This window comes from Delftia sp. HK171 (assembly GCF_001886655.1).
In the GTDB taxonomy this organism is placed as follows: Bacteria; Pseudomonadota; Gammaproteobacteria; order Burkholderiales; family Burkholderiaceae_C; genus Comamonas; species Comamonas acidovorans.
In genome coordinates, this window is sequence record NZ_CP018101.1 from 5,885,544 (window position 1) to 5,903,689 (window position 18,146).

The following is an 18,146-nucleotide window of genomic DNA, read 5'->3' on the forward strand; positions in this document are numbered from 1 at the left end:
GCCCCCAGCGCCGCGCGTCAGGCGCAGCAGGCGTCTATGACTTCGCGCACCAAGGCATCGGGCGCCGAGCGCATGACGGCCTTTCCCGGCCCGTCGATGAGAACGAAGCGGATCTCGCCCGCCTCGGACTTCTTGTCCACGCGCATCAGTTCCAGATAGCGCCCGGCATTGTCGGCTTCGTCCAGGACGGCGCCACGCACGGGCAGGCCCGCACGCGCGATCAGCACACGCAACCTCTGCACGAAGGCAGCATCCACCAGGCCAAGGCGCTGCGACAGCTCGGCCGCCATGACCATGCCGGCACCCACGCCTTCGCCGTGCAGCCAGTTGCCATAGCCCATGCCGGCCTCAATCGCATGCCCGAAGGTATGGCCGAAATTGAGAATGGCGCGCAGCCCAGCCTCTTTCTCGTCCTGCCCCACGACCCAGGCCTTGATCTCCACGCTGCGCTTGATCGCGTGCGCCAGTGCAGTGCGGTCACGGGCAAGCAAGGCATCCATGTTCTCCTCCAGCCAGGCCAGGAAGTCCATGTCAGCGATCGGCCCGTACTTGATGACCTCGGCCAGGCCGGCGCTCAGCTCGCGCACGGGCAGCGTGTCCAGCGAGGCCAGGTCGCAAACCACCAGCTGCGGCTGGTAGAAGGCGCCGATCATGTTCTTGCCCAGCGGATGGTTGATGGCGGTCTTGCCGCCCACCGACGAGTCCACCTGCGACAGCAGCGTGGTGGGCACCTGCACGAACGGCACGCCACGCATGTAGCTGGCAGCGGCAAAGCCGGTCATGTCGCCGATGACGCCGCCACCCAGCGCGAACAGCACGGTCTTGCGGTCGCAGCCGCCGGACAGCAGGTCGTCAAAGATCAGGTTCAGCGTCTGCCAGTCCTTGTGGGCCTCGCCATCGGGCAGCACCACGGTACGCACGCTGCGGTAGCGTTGTTCCAGCACGCGGCGCAGTGCAGGCTCATAGAGCGGTGCGACCACATCATTGCTGACGATCACTGCCTGGGCCGCAGAAGGCAGGGCGGCATAGGTCGCGGCCTGGTCCAGCAGGCCGGTGCCGATGGTGATCGGGTAGGAACGGTCACCCAGGTCGATGGTCACGACCTGGGCGGCAGGCAAGGAGGAAGCGGTGGGCAAGATGGTGTCGCTCCAAGGCAGAAAGAGTGAAAGGAATTGCGCGACACGGCAGCGCGCCCGGCAACCGCCAATCTTAAAGAAAAAGGCCCCGGCAAGTGCCGAGGCCTTTGGTGTTCCAGCGGGCTGCCGCTCAGGCCAGTTCCGCCTGCATGCGTATGCGCTGGGCGGCCTGCGCCACAGACAGACCCGATGTCTGGATCACGAAGTGAGCCGTCTCCAGATAAAGCGGCTCGCGTTGCAGCAGCAGCTCCCGCAGGCGCAGCGCCGGGTCTTCCACCTGCAGCAAGGGCCGCGTCACATCGTTGCGCAGCCGCGCGGCGATGGCCTCTGGCGTGCAGTCCAGATAGAAGACCTGGGTGCGCGCATGCAGATGGCGTCGGTTTTGCTCGCGCAGCACGACGCCACCACCCGTGGACAGCAGCAGGCTGGATGTGGAGGCCGACAGCTCATCAATGACCTGCGACTCCATGTCTCGAAAAGCCTGCTCGCCCTCGCGCTCGAAAAACTCCCGGATGCTGCAGCCCAGACGCTGCTCGATCACATGGTCCGAATCCACAAAACGCATCGACCACAGGCGCGCCAGCTGGCGCCCTATGGTCGATTTGCCGGAGCCGGGCAGGCCGATCAGGGCCACCCGGGTTACCAAGCCTGAAACATCCATTTGCTGTTACCGCACGGGCCATGGGAAACCAAAATTATCTCCCATGGCCGCGAACGGCATCGCCTTTACGGCGTCGTGGTTGCCGGCTTGGCCACCGTGATGGTCATGTTCCTCGTGATCACCGTGTTGTCGGCATCCGTGACGCGCACGATCATGTTGAAGGTGCCATCCGCTGTCGGAGTACCCGACAAGATGCCGTCGCTGGACAACGCCAGCCCTTCGGGTGTGCCACCCAGACTCACCCACGTGTAGGGAGCAGTACCGCCGGTTGCCGACAATGCATACGCCAGGGCCACACCACGGACGCCAGAGATGGTCGGTGCAGTGAAGGCCAGAGGTGCCTTGGCCGCAATGGTCACGGTCACGGTCTTGTCGACCACGGCGCCCTGTGCGTCCTGCACACGTACCAGCATGTTGAAGGTTCCGACCACCGTCGGCGTACCGGAAAGCACGCCGTCGCTGCTCAGGCGCATACCGTCTGGAACACCACCCAGTGTCGACCAGCGATAAGGAGGAATGCCGCCTGTTGCTGCAAAGCCGTACACCAGTGGCTGGTCCTTGGCACCCGTGATGCTCAAGCCATCAGGCAGGGCCAGAGGAGTCTTGGCGATCTCGTGATAGACACCGACGACGGTATAGGCCCTGATGGGATCCTGAATGCCATTGCTGACATCATTGTCCCGTCGGTCCACGGTCGTTTCCAGCACGATGGCGCCGCTATCGGGGCCACTGGAAAGCGACAGCTGTGCAATGCCGTTGAGCGAATTGACTTGCAACGAAGAGCCAGCCTTGGATCCAGAGATCAGGCGCGCACCTTCATAAGCCGAGCTGGGCAAAATCCGAACCTGCACATTGGGACTGGTGCCAGTGACCGGCTGATTGCGGTCGTCGACCACCTTCACTTCCAGTGCGACGTTGTTTCGCAGATTGGAGAGGTTGTCTCGGGAACCCAGATAGCCAGGCGTCTGGGTCACGGCCAGCGTGCTTGCGGGAATTCCCTGCGCTGCACCGCCGACATTGACACTGGCAACAGCGCTCACCTGACGCTTATCGCGAGGATCGGTTACCGTGCAGGTCACGCTCGCCACACCAGCCTTGTCGATTGCGTGCAAATGGAAAGTGGCACTGCCAGAATTGGAGCCCAACACAATGGAACGGCTGGCCGATATATTTCCTTGATCGTCTTTCTTATCTGTTCCGTCCAGATAATACAGAACTGCCGAATCAAGGCCTGCAGTCACGGCACATTGAAAAATACCGTCTCCACCAGGAATAGGCATATTCCCTTGACGCGCCTCGACATACATTGTTGTCGTATATGCCGCATTCGCACCAATACCAGGGCCGGCATTTCCAATATTCACGGGAAGCTGCGTCTTATCTGCGCGCAGCGAAATGGTATACGGCTGATTTGTCTCACCAGCACTCCCTCCACCACCACCACACCCGGCCAGACCGAGTGCCAGCATGGCACCGAACATGATTTTTTGCATGATTATCAATCTCCTACTACATTCAACGAGCACTTCGGATGTCAGCCAACATCTTCGGTGTAATAAATACCAGCATCTCCCGCTTTTGGGACTCTCTCACACGACTTTTGAAGAGGTATCCCAGCACAGGAACATCACCCAACAATGGAATCTTGTTTTCCGTGTTGGTCTCCTCCATCTCGAAGATGCCGCCAATCACAACAGTTCCGCCATTCTGAACAAGAACCTGGGTACGCACATGCTTGGTATCGATAGCGACACCTTGCAGCGTGCTCTCGCCACGCGAATCCTTGTTGACATCCAGGTCCAGGATGATATCGCCTTCAGGAGTGATCTGAGGCGTAACCTCCAGCTTCAAAACGGCCTTTTTGAAGGCAATGGTCGTCGCACCATTAGGCGCCGTCACAGAATACGGATACTCAGTACCTTGCTCAATCAATGCCTTGGTCTGATCGGCCGTCACCAACCTCGGGCTGGAAATGATCTTGCCCTGACCGTCGGATTCCATCGCAGAAAGTTCAAGGGTCAGGAATCGGTTCGCAGCAGCATTGAAGATCGACATGGCAAACGTGCCGGAGTTTGCGACATTCGACAGTTTTCCAGGCAGATTGACAAAACTCCCAGAGGTATTGACTGCCTGCCCGCTCGCTCCTGCGGAAGCATTGGCATTGTCAAATCCCGTTCCGATGGCAACACGGTTGTCTCCACCGATGCTGTATCCTCCATCTCCACCGCGCTGAGCACGTAAATCCCCACCGCCAAGTCGCACACCCAGAGCCCGGCCAAACGTGTCGCGAGCTTCCACAATGCGGGCTTCAATCAGCACTTGACGAACAGGTACATCCAGTGTCGCCAGCAGCGCCTTCATCTCCTCCAGCTTCGTGGATGTATCGGTCACGAACAACTGATTGGTGCGAGGCTCCGAAATCGCAGACCCACGCTCCGACAGGAACCTGGTCGAAGCTCCACCCGAGCCACCGCCACCTGAGCTTGCACTGATCTGTTGAAGAATATCGGCCGCCTTCGCATAATTCAGCTGGAAGCCCTGAGTTCTCAGAGGCTCCAGTTTCTGAATCTCCATTGCGGCCTCATAGTCCCGCTTGGTGCGCGCATCGATTTCATCTCTGGGCGCAATCCAGAGCACAGATCCGGACTTGCGCATGCCCAGGCCCTTGGCATCCATGATGATTTGCAGCGCCTGATCCCAGGGAACATCCTTCAGGCGCAGGGTCAGTGCCCCGGAAACCGTGTCCGAAGTCACGATATTGAAGTTCGTGAAATCGGCAATCACCTGAAGCAGAGATCGCACTTCGATATTCTGGAAATTCAGGGAGAGTTTCTCACCGCTGTAGCCAGGGCCCTGAGTCAGTTTGCTCACGTCCACCTTTTTCTGGCGAACTTCAATCACAAACTGGCTGTCACTTTGATAGGCACTGTGCTCCCAATCACCCGTGGGCGCAATGCGCATGCGGACTGACTCACCCTGCTGCAACGAAGAGATTGTCTGTACCGGCGTACCGAAATCAGCAACATCCAGCTTGCGCCGCAGCCCTTCAGGCAAAGAAGAGCGCAGGAAATCGACCACCAGTTCCTTGCCTTCGCGGCGCAGATCCACGCCGACCTGGCTATTGCTCAGGCCCACGACGATACGGCCCGAGCCGTCGCTTCCACGGCGAAAGTCGACATTGCGTATCGGCTGGCTATCGCTATTGGTGGCCGCTTTGTTCTCAAACACGCCTTGCTGTGCGGAAGGCTTTGCGCTTGCAGATGCGGCCGCCACCGGATCCAGCAGGATCAGCAGCGCCTTGCCTTGGCGTTCAGTACGGTAGGAGGTCGCCATCTTCAGGTTCAGCACCAGGCGTGCGCGGCCTGAAGCCTCGACGATATTGATGGAGCGCAGGTTGCCCTGATTGAGCTCGACCACCGATTTGCCCGTGCCATTGGTGGCGCCAGGAAAATCCAGTGCGATGCGCGCCGGAGACTGGATCGCAAATCCCGTAGGATCGGCGGCCAGCGCTTCGGAAAGCTCGATGCGCACCACCTCGGTGCCCCCTTGAATCGAGCCGGAGACCGACTCTATCGCGGACTGCGCCCATGCCAAGGAGCCCAGCAGCCAACCGCCTACGGCGATTCCCCAGCGAGCCTTGTGCAACATGCTTCGATGTGTGCCCATCATTTCCTTCCCTCCTGCAACTCCAGTGTGCTAGTTCTCTCTATCCAGTCGCCGCTGCCATCCTGGACGATTTCCCGCAACTGGATGGAAGTCTCCGTGATCCGGGTGATCTTTCCGTAGTTCTGTCCCAGGTAATTTCCTGAGCGAACTTGGTACAACAGGGCCCCTACCTTGATCAGCGCCGTGGGCACACCCTTCTTGTCCAGGCTGCCCACCATGGTCATCGCATCCAGAGGCTCGGCCTCCAGGGGTTCCTTGCGGCGATTGAGCTCGGAGGCGATCAGGGTGGTATTCGCATTGGTCTGCGCGGATTCCTTGCGCAGCACCTGCATCAGCTTCAAGGGATTGAAAGGATCCATGCCATCAGCTCCCAGGTAGGCTTGGGGCGTAAAAGCTTTGGGCTCCTCCAAAGGCTTGACACGGGGCTTTGCATTGGCTTTCTCTTGCGCCATCCAGGTCTGCAGTTCCTCTTGATCAGAGGAAGAGCAGCCCGAAGCGGCCAGGCAGGCTGCCAGCATGAGCCAGCCGCTGAAACGCATGTGTCTCATTACTTCTTGCCCTTCCCTGCAGCTGCGCGTTGCGCCTGCACCTCGTCCGCATCCAGGTAGCGGAAGGTCCGTGCCGTCGCCTCCATGCTCAAGACCTCGCTGCCATCCTTGCCCACGGGGACGATCGACAGATTGTTCAAGGTCACGATGCGTGACAGGTAGGCCACGTCGGAAGCAAAGGATCCGATGTCATGGAAGCGGCCCGTGACCTTCAACGCAATGGGCAGTTCGGCGTAGTACTCCTTGACCACCATCGCACCAGGCCGGAAGGTTTCAAACTGCAGGCTGCGGCCCAGGCCGGCCTGATTGATGTCCGAGAGCAGGGCTGCCATTTCCGCCTTGCTGGGCAATTGCTTTTCCAGCTGCGTCACATACTGCTGCACCTGTTCTCGCTGTTTCTTCAGGCCATCCAGGCTGACGGCCTTGGACAGCTTCTGGCTGAAGTCCTGCCGCAGCGTGACCTCGGTATTGCGCTCCTGCTCCAGGGTGTCTTCGTAGTCCTTGATCAGCACATACCAAAGCACGGCAGCCACAGCCAGCGCAATGGCCACGCACAACAGTGTCCGCGGCAGCACAGGCCACCGCGACGGATCATTGGGATCCAGACCACGGAACTGGCGCTGTATGTTCTCCTGCAGCGCGGAGAAGTCGATGTCGTTCTTTTTCTTCTTGGCCATCACTGGGACTTTCCTGGGTTGGCCGCCGTCGAAAGGCTCTTCTCCGCCACGCTGGCACGCGTCAGTTGAAAGCGCAGATTGAACGCAGCGGCGCGGCGCTGGTCCTTGGGCGTGACATTGACCGTCTTGGCCACGATTTCCACCAGTTCAGGCTTTGAAATCCAGGGTGTCCCCTCCGAGAGATTGCGCAGCATTTCAGACACCCGCTCATTGGACTGTGCCGTGCCCAGCATGGTCACGGCCAGACCTTCCTGCTTGATGCTGGTGATGTAGACACCATCGGGCAACTGCGCCACCAGCTCGTTGAGCATGTGCACCGGAAGATTGCGGTCGGACTGCAGATCCTCCACGGCCTTCTGGCGTGCACGCAGGGCCGTGATCTCATTTTCCAGCCCGGCGATTTCCTTGATCTGGGACTCAAGGACGGTGATCTCGGCGCGCAGCATGGTGTTCTTTGCCTGCTGGGCCTCGATCATCATCTGGTACCACCAGTAGACCGCGCCAATGATCAAAAGCCCCACCAGGGCAGACAGGACCATGGTGGCCTGGAATGCTTCCTTGCGGCGCTTGCGTGTTGCTTCTCTGTGAGGAAGCAGATTGATCAGGATCACGAGACAAACCTCCGCATGGCCAGTCCGCAGGCGGTCAGGTAGGCGGGGGCCTCGCGCGACATGCGCTTGAGGCGTACGCCGCTGCCGACTTCCATTCCATCAAAGGGATTGGCAAGGCTGCAGGCAAAACCCGTTTGCTGCGTGATGGCCTCGGACAGGCCGGAAAGTGGGGCCGAGCCGCCTGCCAGCAGGATGTGGTCTATGCGGTTGTGGGGCGTACTGGTGAAAAAGAACTGCAGTGCGCGCGACACTTCCTGCGTCATGCTTTGTACAAAGGGCTTGAGCACGGCGGACGCGTAGTCCTCCGGAAGTTCACCGCTGCGCTTCTTGGACTCGGCCTCTTCGAGCGAGAAACCATATTGGCGCGCGATCAGTTGCGTCAACTGTGCGCCGCCAAAGGCCTGGTCCCGGTCATACAGCACCTCGTCATCGCGCAGGATCTGCATGCTGGTCGTCATGGCGCCCAACTCGAACAAGGCCACAAGGGCGTTGTTGCCCTGATTGGGCAGACGCTCGATCAGCCGTGCAGCCGCCATGCGGGAGGCGTGGGGCTCAATGTCGATGACCGTCGGCTTGAGGCCGGCCGCCTCGGCCAGGCCCTGGCGGTCCTGGACCTTCTCGCGGCGCGATGCGGCAATGAGCACGTCCACATCGCCGGGTGAATTCGATGACGGGCCTATGACGCAGAAGTCCAGACTCACTTCATCGAGCGAGAAAGGAATGTACTGATTGGCCTCGGATTCGACCTGGACCTCCAATTCCTGCTCGCTCATGCCGTCCGGCAGCGAAATCTTCTTGGTGATCACGGCCGAGGCCGGCAAGGCCATGGCCACGTTCTTGGTCCGCGTGCCGCTTTTTTTGACCAGTCGCCGTACAGCCTCTGCCACTTCATCGAACTTTTCGATGTTGCCGTCCGTGATCCATCCCCGCTCCAGCGGTTCGATGGCACAGCGCTCCAGCAACAGTTCGCCCGACTTGGCACGAGACAACTCAACGAGCTTGGCGCTCGAAGAACTGATGTCGATGCCTAGCAAAGGTGCGGGCTGGCGACTGAATAAGGATCCCATAGCAATCAACTTGCCCTCCCTCTTCTTGTGTATGTAAAGAACGCAACAAACCTTCACATATAGGTTGAATGCTATCAGCAAGACTGCGCGCAGCTCACCATGCCAACCGGAGCACGCTAGGCGCTAGTGGCCAAAAACAGACATTATTGCGGGCCATCAAATGCGACATGAATGCACCCCTGCTTGCATGTCGGCCTGCACGCCTGGCTTAGGATGCGTGGCTTGCGGCCATGCTGGCAACCGTGTGCAGCCGTCTCCTACCGACCTTCTGGGGCACGCATTTTTATAATGCGGCACTCCTCAGCACTCCCTGCGACATGCCGTCTTCAGACTCCCGAGAACCCCAGGCTGCAAAGCCTCGCTCCGCCCCATCCAAGCCCATGCACTGGTTTCCCAAGGCCTTGCTATGGCTGGCGGGCATCGCCGTCGCCGGCGCGCTGGCCTTGATGCTGACCGTGGCCGTGGCCCTGGCCATGGCCTATCCCAACCTGCCCGACGTGTCCGAGCTGGCCGACTACCGGCCCAAGCTGCCGCTGCGCGTGTACTCCAGCGAAGGCGCCCTGCTGGGTGAATTCGGCGAGGAGCGGCGCACGCTGACCCCCATCCAGGACATCCCCAAGGTGATGACCGACGCCGTGCTGGCCATTGAAGACACTCGCTTTTTCGAGCATGGCGGCGTGGACTACAAGGGAATGGCCCGCGCCGCGCTGGCCAATCTGGGCCGCGTGAAAAGCCAGGGCGCATCGACTATCACCATGCAGGTGGCGCGCAACGTCTATCTGTCTTCCGAGAAAACCTTTACACGCAAAATTTACGAAGTCTTACTGACTTTTAAGCTAGAGCATCTGTTGAGCAAAAACCAGATTCTCGAGATCTACATGAACCAGATTTATCTGGGAAATCGGGCCTATGGCTTTGCTGCTGCCTGTGAAGCCTATTTCGGCAAGCCACTGAAGGACATCACGGTGGCCGAGGCCGCCATGCTGGCAGGCCTGCCCAAGGCACCATCGGCCTACAACCCGATCAGCAACCCCAAGCGCGCCCGCTCGCGCCAGCTCTACATCATCGAGCGCATGGAGGAAAACGGCTTCATCACCTCCGCCCAGGCCACTGAAGCCAAGGCCGAGCCGCTGAAGATCCGCACGGGCTCCTTCAACACCCGCGTGCATGCCGAATACGTGGCCGAGATGGCACGCCAGCTGATCTTTGCCCAGTACGGCAACGAAGCCTATACGCGCGGCCTGAACGTCTACACCACCATCAATGCCGGCGAACAGGAAGCCGCCTACGCCTCGCTGCGCCGCGGCATCATGGACTACGAGCGCCGCCAGAAATACCGCGGCCCCGAAAAGTTCGTGGCCCTGCCGGCCGACGCCGAAGACCGTGAAGACGCCATCGACGACACCCTGGCCAACCACCCCGACAACGGTGATGTGCTCGCCGCCGTGGTGCTGGATGCCAATCCGCGCAAGATCCTGGCGGCACGCGCCGACGGCGAACAGATCGAGATCACGGGTGAAGGCCTGAAACCCGCCGAATCGGGCCTGAACCCCAAGGCACCGCCCAACATCAAGATCCGTCCCGGCGCCGTGATCCGCGTGGTCAAGACGCCCAAGAACACCTGGGAAATCACGCAGCTGCCCGAGGTGGAAGGTGCCTTCGTGGCCCTGGTCCCCCAGACAGGCGCCTTGCGCGCCCTGATCGGCGGCTTCGACTTCCAGAAGAACAAGTTCAACCATGTGACCCAGGCCTGGCGCCAGCCCGGCTCGGCCTTCAAGCCCTTCATCTACTCTGCGGCACTGGAAAAAGGCTTCTCGCCTTCCACCATGATCAATGACGCGCCGCTGTTCTTCAGCGCCGGCGTGACGGGTGGCCAGCCATGGGAGCCCAAGAACTACGACAGCCGCTACGACGGGCCGATGACCATGCGCACGGGCTTGAACAAGTCCAAGAACATGATCTCCATCCGCCTGCTTCAGGCCGTGGGACCCAAGCAGGGCCAGGAGTGGGTCACGCGCTTCGGCTTTGACGCCGCCAAGCATCCGGCCTACCTGACCATGGCGCTCGGTGCCGGAGCGGTCACGCCGCTGCAGTTGGCAGCTGGCTACTCCGTGTTCGCCAATGGCGGCCACCGCGTCAACCCCTGGCTGATTGCCCGTGTCACTGATCACAAGGGCCGCATCCTGTCTGAATTCACGCCGCCCCCGGTGCAGGAACTGCCCCAGGCCATCGACGCGCGCAACGCCTTCATCATGGACAGCCTGCTGCAGGACGTGGCGCGCGTGGGCACGGCAGCACGCGCGCAGTCCACGCTCAAGCGTCCCGACCTGTACGGCAAGACGGGCACGACCAACGACTCGGTGGATGCCTGGTTCGCAGGCTTTCAGCCCACGCTGGCCGCCGTGTCCTGGATCGGCTACGACACGCCGCGCAACCTGGGCAGCCGCGAGACGGGCGGCGGCCTGAGCCTGCCCATCTGGATCGGCTTCATGCAGCATGCCCTCAAGGGCGTGCCGGTGGCAGAGATGCCTGTGCCCCCTGGCGTCGTGAACATGGGCGGCGAGTGGTACTACGAGGAAAACGCGCGCAACGGCGGCGTCAGCAGCCTGGGCATGGACAGCGCTTCCACGGGCGGCGCTGCAGGCGCCACGCCCCCGCCCGCCACCGAGGAGCGCAACCGCATCCTCGACCTCTTCCGCAACTGACCGCCACACAAGCGGTTGACCACGCAAGAAAGCCCGGCCATGCCGGGCTTTCTTCATGGAGCCTGCCGATAACGGCGGATCAGCGTGCCGAGAACTGCAGCGCCAGGCCCGACTGCTCGGTGGCGTAGCGGCTCAGGTTGGCGAAGAATTCGCCCGCGCCCTTGGTATCGAGCCAGGCGCCCTGCGCCGCGTCGTAGCGGTAGTGAAAGCCACCGGCCTTGGCCGCCAGCCAGATCTCGTGCAGCGGTTTTTGCTGGTTGATCACGATCTGGCTGCGGTTGGCAAAGACCAGGGTCACCATGCCACCCACGCGCTGGGCATCGAGGTCGGCATCGGTTTCATCGTTGATGCGATCGCAGTCCTGCTCCACCGCCAGCAGCAGTCGTTCGGCAAGGTCCAGAAATTCTTGGTCGGTCATTACAATTCGCTTATGTTGAAAGCCTCGCAAATTCTAGTCAGGTGCATTGCCCTTGGCGCCTGTGCGGCGTCCCTGGCCGCCTGCGGCCAGAAAGGCCCGCTGTTTCTGCCCAGCTCGCCTGCGGCCAGCCACCGCGCCACGCTGCCGCAGACCCTGGGCATTTCCAGCCCGGCCGAGCGTGCAACGCCCGCGCCTGCACCCACCACCTTGCCCGCAGGCCCGTCAAGTGCCGCCGTCGAGGAAAGCTCGACGCCCACCGGCGCCACGGACTCCCGCAAGCAGCAGGCCGACTGAGCCGGTGGCCGCGCTGCGGCTTGATACACATCAACACCGCTGCCAGGCATGGCGCTTAGAGTGACTTTCTCTTGTCCCTCGACAACCCGCCATGCCCGTAGAGCTCTACCGAGACAAAAACCACGCCTGCCTGATGTTCACCGACCTCATCGAGGAAGATGGACAGGCCATACAGGCCAATCAGTTCCTCATCGTCGATGACGACACGGGCGCCATCATCGACCCGGGCGGCAATCTCGCATTCAACGAGCTGTTCATGGGCATGTCGCGGCATTTCGCGCCGCACAAGCTGTCCTATCTGATCGCTTCCCACGCCGATCCAGACATCATTGCCTCGCTGGATCGCTGGATGACCAGCACCAAGGCACAGCTGGTGATCTCGCGCATCTGGGAGCGCTTCGCGCCCCACTTCACCAAGGTCGGCAAGACTGAAAACCGCGTGATCGGCGTGCCGGACGCCGGTGGCCGGCTGCCGCTGGGCCGCCATGAACTGCACCTGCTGCCCGCTCACTTCCTGCATGCCGAAGGCAACTTCCACTTCTACGACCCGGTCAGCCGCATCCTCTTCACGGGCGATCTGGGCGTGTCCCTGATGAACGGCATCGAGGCGCAGGTGCCCGTGACCGACCTCGTGCCGCACATCGCCCGCATGGAAGGTTTTCACCGTCGATACATGGTCTCCAACAAGATCCTGCGGCTGTGGGTGCAGATGGCGCGCCAGCTGCCTATCGACATGATCGTGCCCCAGCATGGCGCGCCCATCATGGGCGCCAAGGCGATTGCCGACCTGTTCAACTGGCTCGAAGGACTGCAGTGCGGCATCGACCTGTTCGACCAGCGCAACTACCAGCTGCCCATGGCGGACATCGACCCCGTGACCCGCCAGCTGCGCCCTGCCCTGCGCGCCGTGGCCGGCTAGCTTCTGGCGCGCCGGCGGCGCAGTGCCTGGACCACGCGCCAGGCCAGCAGCAGCGCAAGAATGGCGGCGTACACGCCGACCTCCGCAAAGTTGTTCTTGCCTGCGCGCATCCAGAAGAAATGCAACAGGGCCAGCGGCGCGACCGCATAGATACAGCGGTGCAGCCACTGCCAGCGCCTGCCGCCCATGGCGCGCATGACACGGTGCGGTGAAGTCACCGCCAGAGCGGTCAGCAAGAGCAGCGCCGCAAAGCCCACCAGGATGAATGGGCGCTTCGGGATGTCGAGCACGATCTCGCCCCAGTCCAGCCCCATGTCGAACCATGCATAGCACAGCAGGTGCAGCAGCGCGTAGAAGAACACATACAGACCCAGCATGCGCCTGAAGCACGCCAGCGCCGCCAGTCCCAGCGCCTGGCGCAGCGGTGTCACGGCCAGCACCACGCACAGAAAGCGCAAGGTCCAGTCGCCGGTGGAGCGCAGCAAGGCCTCGGCCGGATTGGCGCCAAGCGTGTTCAGAATGGCTCCAGCCAGCAGCCACGCAAACGGCAGCAGGCACACAAGAAACACCAGCGGCTTGGCCGTCCGGTGCAGCAAAAAACGCTGCACCGCCGTCATTGCATGGGCCACATCAATAGAACTTCTTGAGGTCCATGCCCGCGTAAAGCTGGCCCACCTGGGCTTCGTAGCCGTTGAACAGCTGCGTCTTGCGCTTCTTGGCGAACAGGCCGTCTTCGCCAATGCGCCGCTCCGTGGCCTGGCTCCAGCGCGGGTGCGGCACGTCGGGGTTCACATTGGAATAAAAGCCGTACTCGGTGCGCGCCGCCTTGTTCCAGGCCGTGCCCGGCTCCTTGTCGGTCAGGCGGATGGCGACGATGCTCTTGGCGCTCTTGAAGCCGTACTTCCACGGCACCACCAGCCGCACGGGCGCGCCATTCTGGTTGGGCAGCACCTCGCCATACATGCCAAAGGCCAGCAGCGTCAGCGGGTGCATGGCTTCATCAAGGCGCAGCCCCTCGGTGTAAGGCCAGTCCAGCACGCCGCTGCGCAGGCCCGGCATCTGCGCCTTGTCGGCCAGGGTCACGAATTCCACATACTTGGCACTGCCCAGCGGCTGCACCTTGCGCAGCAGCTCGGCCAGGGAATAGCCCACCCAGGGAATCACCATGGACCAGCCCTCCACGCAGCGCAGCCGGTAGATGCGCTCTTCCTGTGGCGCGAGCTTGAGCAGCGCATCCAGGTCCAGCGTCTGCGGCTGCTGGACCAGGCCCTCGATCTTCACCGTCCAGGGGCGGGTCTTGAGCGTGTGGGCGTTCTTGGCAGGATCGTCCTTGTCCAGCCCGAATTCGTAGAAATTGTTGTACTGGGACACATCGGCATAGGCCGTGACACGGTCCATGGTGTTTGCGCCCACTACCTGGGAAGGCACGGTGGCCAGTGCCGCCAGCTTGCCGGGGCGCTGCACGCCCGCCGCCCAGCCGGGCAAGGCCGCGCCCGCCGAGCCTGCGGCCAGGTACTGCAGCCAGGCACGGCGCTTGAGGTAGCCGGCCCGGGGCGTGATATCGCTGCCTTGCGGGTGTTGGAAGCCGTTGTCGTGGGAGCGGATCAGCATGGGAATCTCCTGGTGTGCCGGCGGGCACGGGGCGCTATTGCTGGCGATATGGCGATTGGGAGCCTCGCAGGCGCGTGCAAGTTCCCTGCGGCACCGATGCGATGGTGCACGAAAAAGCGGCATGCGCCTGAACGCATGCCGCTGTCCTTATCTTGCCACTGTCACTGCCACTGCCGTGGCTCAAAGCTCGCCGTAGCTGTGCAGCCCCGACAGGAACATGTTCACCCCCAGGAAGGCGAAGGTGGTGATGGCCAGTCCACCCAGTGCCCACCAGGCGGACACCGTGCCGCGCAGGCCCTTGACCAGGCGCATGTGCAGCCAGGCCGCGTAGTTGAGCCAGACGATCAGCGCCCAGGTTTCCTTGGGGTCCCAGCTCCAGTAGCCGCCCCAGGCCTCGGCCGCCCACAGCGCGCCCAGCACGGTGGCGATGGTGAAGAAGGCAAAGCCCACGGCGATGGATTTGTACATCACATCGTCCAGCAGCTCGAAGCTGGGCAGGCGCTCGGCGATGCGCTTGCGCGCCAGCAGGATGCCGGCCACGATCAGCGCCGAGATGCCGAAGTAGACCATCCAGTAGCTGCCGCCGTTCTGGGTCGCGCCCTGGCGGAAGACGATGGGCTCGAAGCACAGCACCACACCCAGCATCCACAGCGGTGCGAGCTTGTACCAGCGGGTCTCCGTGGCCTGCTGCTTGATCAGGTAGGCAAAGGAGACCATGGCTGCCAGCGCAAAGGTGCCGTAGCCGATGAAGTTGGCCGGCACGTGCAGCTTCATCCACCAGCTCTTGAGTGCCGGTACCAGCGGCTGGATCTCGTGCGCCTCGCGCACCAGCGTGTACCACAGCAAAAAGCCCACGGCCGCGCTGACCACCAGCATCACGAAGCCGCCCAGGGCGCGCGTGTCGTAGTGCTGTTCGTAGTAGAGATAGAAAAGCGCCGTCATCCAGCAGAACATGACGAACACTTCATAGAGATTGCTGACAGGGATGTGGCCCACATCGGGGCCGATCAGGTAGCTCTCGTACCAGCGCACCATGGTGCCCACCAGCGCCAGCGTCACGGCCAGCCAGGCCAGGCGCGAGCCCAGCAGCGACAGCGCCGTGCCCTCGCCCCGCGCAAACATGCCGATCCAGTAGAAGACGGTGCTCATGAAGAACACCATGCTCATCCAGAGGATGGCCGACTGGCTGGACAGGAAGTACTTGAGGCCGAACACCGTGTCCGAGCGCGCCAGTTGCGCCCCTTCAGGCCCCTGGTAGAGCCCGATGGCCAGCAGCGACAGCCCGGCCACCACCAGCATCAGCCCGCGCAGCGGGCGCCAGAACCAGCCCAGCCAGATGGCCGAGGGAATGGTGCCGACCAGGATGCACTTTTCGTAGACATCCATGTACTCGCCATAGCGCTGCAGCGCATACAGCAGTCCCGCCGCCACCAGGGCCGCGAACACCCAGTCGAACCAGTTGCGGCGGGCGAAGAAGCCCTCGTTGAGCGTCAAAGTCGTCGTGGTAGTGGCGGTGTTCATGCGGAACCTCCGGGGGATTTCTTGTGGATGGGCTCGGCGCCTATCAGCTTGCCGGCCAGCATGGCGAATTCTCTATCACCATCGAGTGTCTTGCGATTGGTGGACAAGGCCATTTCGGCATGGCTTTCCCCATCGCGGGGCGTGAGCCAGATCCAGAGGCGGCGGTCGCGCACGTACAGCATGCAGAACACGCCGATGATGAGGAACAGGCAGCCCAGATACACCACGTTCTTGCCCGGGGCGCGCGCCACCTGGAAGACGCTGGCCTGCACCTGCTTGAAGTCCTGCAGCATGAAGACCATGGGCATGGGGTAGAACTGCGCATCGCTGAGCGAGAACACGGCCTGGGTCATGAAGGACTGCGTCTGCTCGCTGGGCTCCAGGGGCGCCTGGCCCGCCTGCGTGCGCACGATCTGGGCCAGCTCGAACAGCACGCCGTTGAGAATGCGCACCAGCACCTCGCCCGCACGTTCGCGCTCGGCGGCAGGCACATTGCTTTCCATGAAGTCCGAGATGGCCTGCAGCCCGCCCAGCGGCTTGCCGTCCGGCCCCTTCTTGTCGGTCTGGCCCGCGAACAATTCCAGCGCCTTGGTGGCCGACTGCGCCAGCGCGCCGCTCAGCTCGGAACGCGAGGAGTCGATGGCCTTGGCCACATAGGCCTTGGCCGCCTGCTCGCGCAGCCTTGGGTCCTGCAGCGCGCTGCGCAGGCGCAGGAAGGTGTCCATCTCGCTTTCGGGATCGGCGGGAATGCGCAGGTAGCGCATGGCATCGGCCTGGTTGTCGCGCACGCCCAGCAGGAACACGCGCTGGCCGTCGCCCGTGTCCACGGGCAGCATGTAGTTCTGGAACTCGCGCGCCTGGCCCGAGGCATCGCGCAGCTTGTAGCGGATGCTGGGGCCGATGTTGCGCAGCTCCTTCTTGGTCACGGTCTTGTGTGCCGCGCCCAGGCGCTCGTCGATGGCCTGCTTCAGGTCCACCTTGCGCACATCGGTGCCGCTGCCATTGGCCCCGCCGCCACCGCCGAAGTTCTCCACGTTGATGGTGCGCAGTTCGGCAAACTCCAGCGTCACTGTCTCGTCCTTGCCGTCCGGGAGCTTGCGCACGAACTGGTCCGATCCGCCTATCACGCCCTCGACATCAAAGGGCTTGGCTCCCGCCTCCAGCGGCACGGCGCGCAGCTTCACCGACGAGCCGCCGTCGTCAAAGCTGGACTGGTAGATCTCGATGCCACGGTAGCTGGCCGGGTGGTTGACCTCGATGCGTTTTTCCACCTTCTCGCCCGTGGCCTTGTCGTGGATGACGACCTCGCTGGCAAACAGCTTGGGCATGCCCGTGGAGTAGTACTCCACGATGAATTTCTTGAGCTCCACCGCAAAGGGCAGCTCCTGCAGCAGCACGCCGTCGGACTGCGACAGGATGGCCGTGCCTGCCGTGCCGCCTTCGGTCACCAGCAGGTTGCCTCGGAAGGTGGGGTTGCGCTCGCTCAGCCGGTGCTGCTCGGACACCTCGGAGATCAGGCCACCGCCGGTATAAGGTGTTTTGCCTCCCAGCCACATCTGAGCGCGCACGACGAGGTCGCCATCGAACAGCCCGCCCAGGCAGATCAGCACGATGGCGCTGTGGGCCGCGATATAGCCCAGCTTGTGGGCCGCGCCCGCCTTGGCAGCCAGCATCCAGCCCGTGCCGGGACCGGCCGCCGTATCGCGCTGCTGCAGCCGCACCTTCCAGCCCCCCGACACCAGCTGCTGGCCCAGGCGCCTGGCGGCCTCTTCGGTGCTGCCGGGCACCACGTTCTGCGCACGGTGGCCGAAGGCCTTGAGGCTTTGTTCGCGAACGTTTTCCTTGTAGCTGCGCAGATCGGCCAGGTACTTGGGCGCATGGCGTGCCACGCACAGCGAGGTGCTGATCACCAGAAAGGCCAGGATCAGCAGGAACCACCAGGCGCTGTAGACCGCATTGAGCTTGAGCGCGAGGAACAGCTGGGCCCAGAAAGGCCCGAACTGGTTGACGTAGTTGCCCACCGGCTCATGCTGCTTGAGCACGGTGCCGATCACCGAGGCAATGCAGATGACCGTCAGCAGCGAGATCGCGAAGCGCATCGATGCCAGCAGCTCCAGGGTCGCGCGCGCGGCCTGCGGGCGGGAGGGAGCAAGAGCGGCACCGGAAGAGTTGTCTGACATGAAGAACGAAAAGCCAAAACCCGAATGAAAAAAGCGGGACCATCTGCATTCATGCGATGGACCCGCCTGGCTTGGGGTGTCTATAAAGCAATAGGTTCCCGGTGATTACCCTGGGAACCGCGTCGGCCCCGG

At 62.4% G+C, this 18,146-nt stretch carries 16 protein-coding genes; 3 read left to right on the forward strand and 13 right to left on the reverse strand.

Annotated elements, in window-relative coordinates:
* Nucleotides 1–17: 17 nt before the first annotated feature.
* The 8 genes from aroB to BO996_RS26385 form a co-directional block, all read right to left on the reverse strand.
* Nucleotides 18–1,136 carry a 3-dehydroquinate synthase gene (gene aroB, locus BO996_RS26350; protein WP_071956759.1) on the reverse strand — a complete coding sequence of 373 codons (1,119 nt, stop codon included), beginning with the start codon at nt 1,134–1,136 and terminating at the stop codon, nt 18–20.
* 130 nt (nt 1,137–1,266) lie between these two features.
* Nucleotides 1,267–1,797 carry a shikimate kinase gene (locus BO996_RS26355; RefSeq protein WP_071956760.1) on the reverse strand — a complete coding sequence of 177 codons (531 nt, stop codon included), beginning with the start codon at nt 1,795–1,797 and terminating at the stop codon, nt 1,267–1,269.
* Nucleotides 1,798–1,862: 65 nt separating this feature from the next.
* The gene (locus tag BO996_RS26360; RefSeq protein ID WP_071956761.1) at nt 1,863–3,290 is read right to left on the reverse strand and encodes an Ig domain-containing protein; all 1,428 of its coding nucleotides are present in this window, start codon (nt 3,288–3,290) and stop codon (nt 1,863–1,865) included.
* Between the two features lie 22 nt (nt 3,291–3,312).
* The gene (gene pilQ, locus BO996_RS26365) at nt 3,313–5,466 is read right to left on the reverse strand and encodes a type IV pilus secretin PilQ (RefSeq protein WP_083571198.1); all 2,154 of its coding nucleotides are present in this window, start codon (nt 5,464–5,466) and stop codon (nt 3,313–3,315) included.
* Nucleotides 5,463–6,011 (reverse strand): pilus assembly protein PilP, encoded by a 549-nt coding sequence (locus BO996_RS26370; protein ID WP_071956762.1) that lies wholly within the window; start codon nt 6,009–6,011, stop codon nt 5,463–5,465. The genes pilQ and BO996_RS26370 overlap by 4 nt, the downstream gene beginning before the upstream one ends.
* Nucleotides 6,011–6,688, reverse strand: a complete 678-nt coding sequence (locus BO996_RS26375) for a type 4a pilus biogenesis protein PilO (RefSeq protein WP_071956763.1) — start codon at nt 6,686–6,688, stop codon at nt 6,011–6,013. Before BO996_RS26375 ends, BO996_RS26370 begins: the two co-directional genes overlap by 1 nt.
* Complete coding sequence (locus tag BO996_RS26380) at nt 6,688–7,299, reverse strand: PilN domain-containing protein (RefSeq protein ID WP_071956764.1); 612 nt, start codon at nt 7,297–7,299, stop codon at nt 6,688–6,690. Before BO996_RS26380 ends, BO996_RS26375 begins: the two co-directional genes overlap by 1 nt.
* Complete coding sequence (locus BO996_RS26385) at nt 7,296–8,375, reverse strand: pilus assembly protein PilM (protein WP_043795715.1); 1,080 nt, start codon at nt 8,373–8,375, stop codon at nt 7,296–7,298. The genes BO996_RS26380 and BO996_RS26385 overlap by 4 nt, the downstream gene beginning before the upstream one ends.
* A gap of 371 nt (nt 8,376–8,746) precedes the next feature.
* Here BO996_RS26385 and BO996_RS26390 point away from each other — a divergent pair, with 371 nt between their 5' ends.
* Nucleotides 8,747–11,071, forward strand: a complete 2,325-nt coding sequence (locus BO996_RS26390; RefSeq protein WP_013800758.1) for a penicillin-binding protein 1A — start codon at nt 8,747–8,749, stop codon at nt 11,069–11,071.
* 79 nt (nt 11,072–11,150) lie between these two features.
* On the opposite strand, the gene cyaY is transcribed toward BO996_RS26390, so the two are convergent.
* Nucleotides 11,151–11,489, reverse strand: coding sequence for an iron donor protein CyaY (gene cyaY / locus BO996_RS26395; protein WP_012207381.1), 339 nt, complete (start codon nt 11,487–11,489; stop codon nt 11,151–11,153).
* Between the two features lie 12 nt (nt 11,490–11,501).
* Between cyaY and lptM the strand changes: the two genes are divergently transcribed.
* Both lptM and BO996_RS26405 read left to right on the forward strand, forming a co-directional pair.
* Complete coding sequence (lptM, locus tag BO996_RS28855) at nt 11,502–11,783, forward strand: LPS translocon maturation chaperone LptM (RefSeq protein ID WP_083571199.1); 282 nt, start codon at nt 11,502–11,504, stop codon at nt 11,781–11,783.
* Nucleotides 11,784–11,874: 91 nt separating this feature from the next.
* Nucleotides 11,875–12,702: an MBL fold metallo-hydrolase gene (locus BO996_RS26405; RefSeq protein ID WP_012207382.1), complete on the forward strand. Its 828-nt coding sequence runs from the start codon at nt 11,875–11,877 to the stop codon at nt 12,700–12,702.
* Here BO996_RS26405 and BO996_RS26410 read toward each other — a convergent pair.
* The 4 genes from BO996_RS26410 to BO996_RS26425 form a co-directional block, all read right to left on the reverse strand.
* Nucleotides 12,699–13,319: a sulfite oxidase heme-binding subunit YedZ gene (locus tag BO996_RS26410; protein WP_071956765.1), complete on the reverse strand. Its 621-nt coding sequence runs from the start codon at nt 13,317–13,319 to the stop codon at nt 12,699–12,701. The genes BO996_RS26405 and BO996_RS26410 overlap by 4 nt on opposite strands.
* A 13-nt stretch (nt 13,320–13,332) precedes the next feature.
* Nucleotides 13,333–14,313, reverse strand: a complete 981-nt coding sequence (msrP, locus tag BO996_RS26415; protein WP_071956766.1) for a protein-methionine-sulfoxide reductase catalytic subunit MsrP — start codon at nt 14,311–14,313, stop codon at nt 13,333–13,335.
* Nucleotides 14,314–14,493: 180 nt separating this feature from the next.
* Nucleotides 14,494–15,834, reverse strand: a complete 1,341-nt coding sequence (ccsB, locus tag BO996_RS26420) for a c-type cytochrome biogenesis protein CcsB (RefSeq protein WP_012207385.1) — start codon at nt 15,832–15,834, stop codon at nt 14,494–14,496.
* Nucleotides 15,831–18,014, reverse strand: a complete 2,184-nt coding sequence (locus BO996_RS26425; RefSeq protein ID WP_071956767.1) for a cytochrome c biogenesis protein ResB — start codon at nt 18,012–18,014, stop codon at nt 15,831–15,833. Before BO996_RS26425 ends, ccsB begins: the two co-directional genes overlap by 4 nt.
* Between the last annotated feature and the right edge of the window lie 132 nt (nt 18,015–18,146).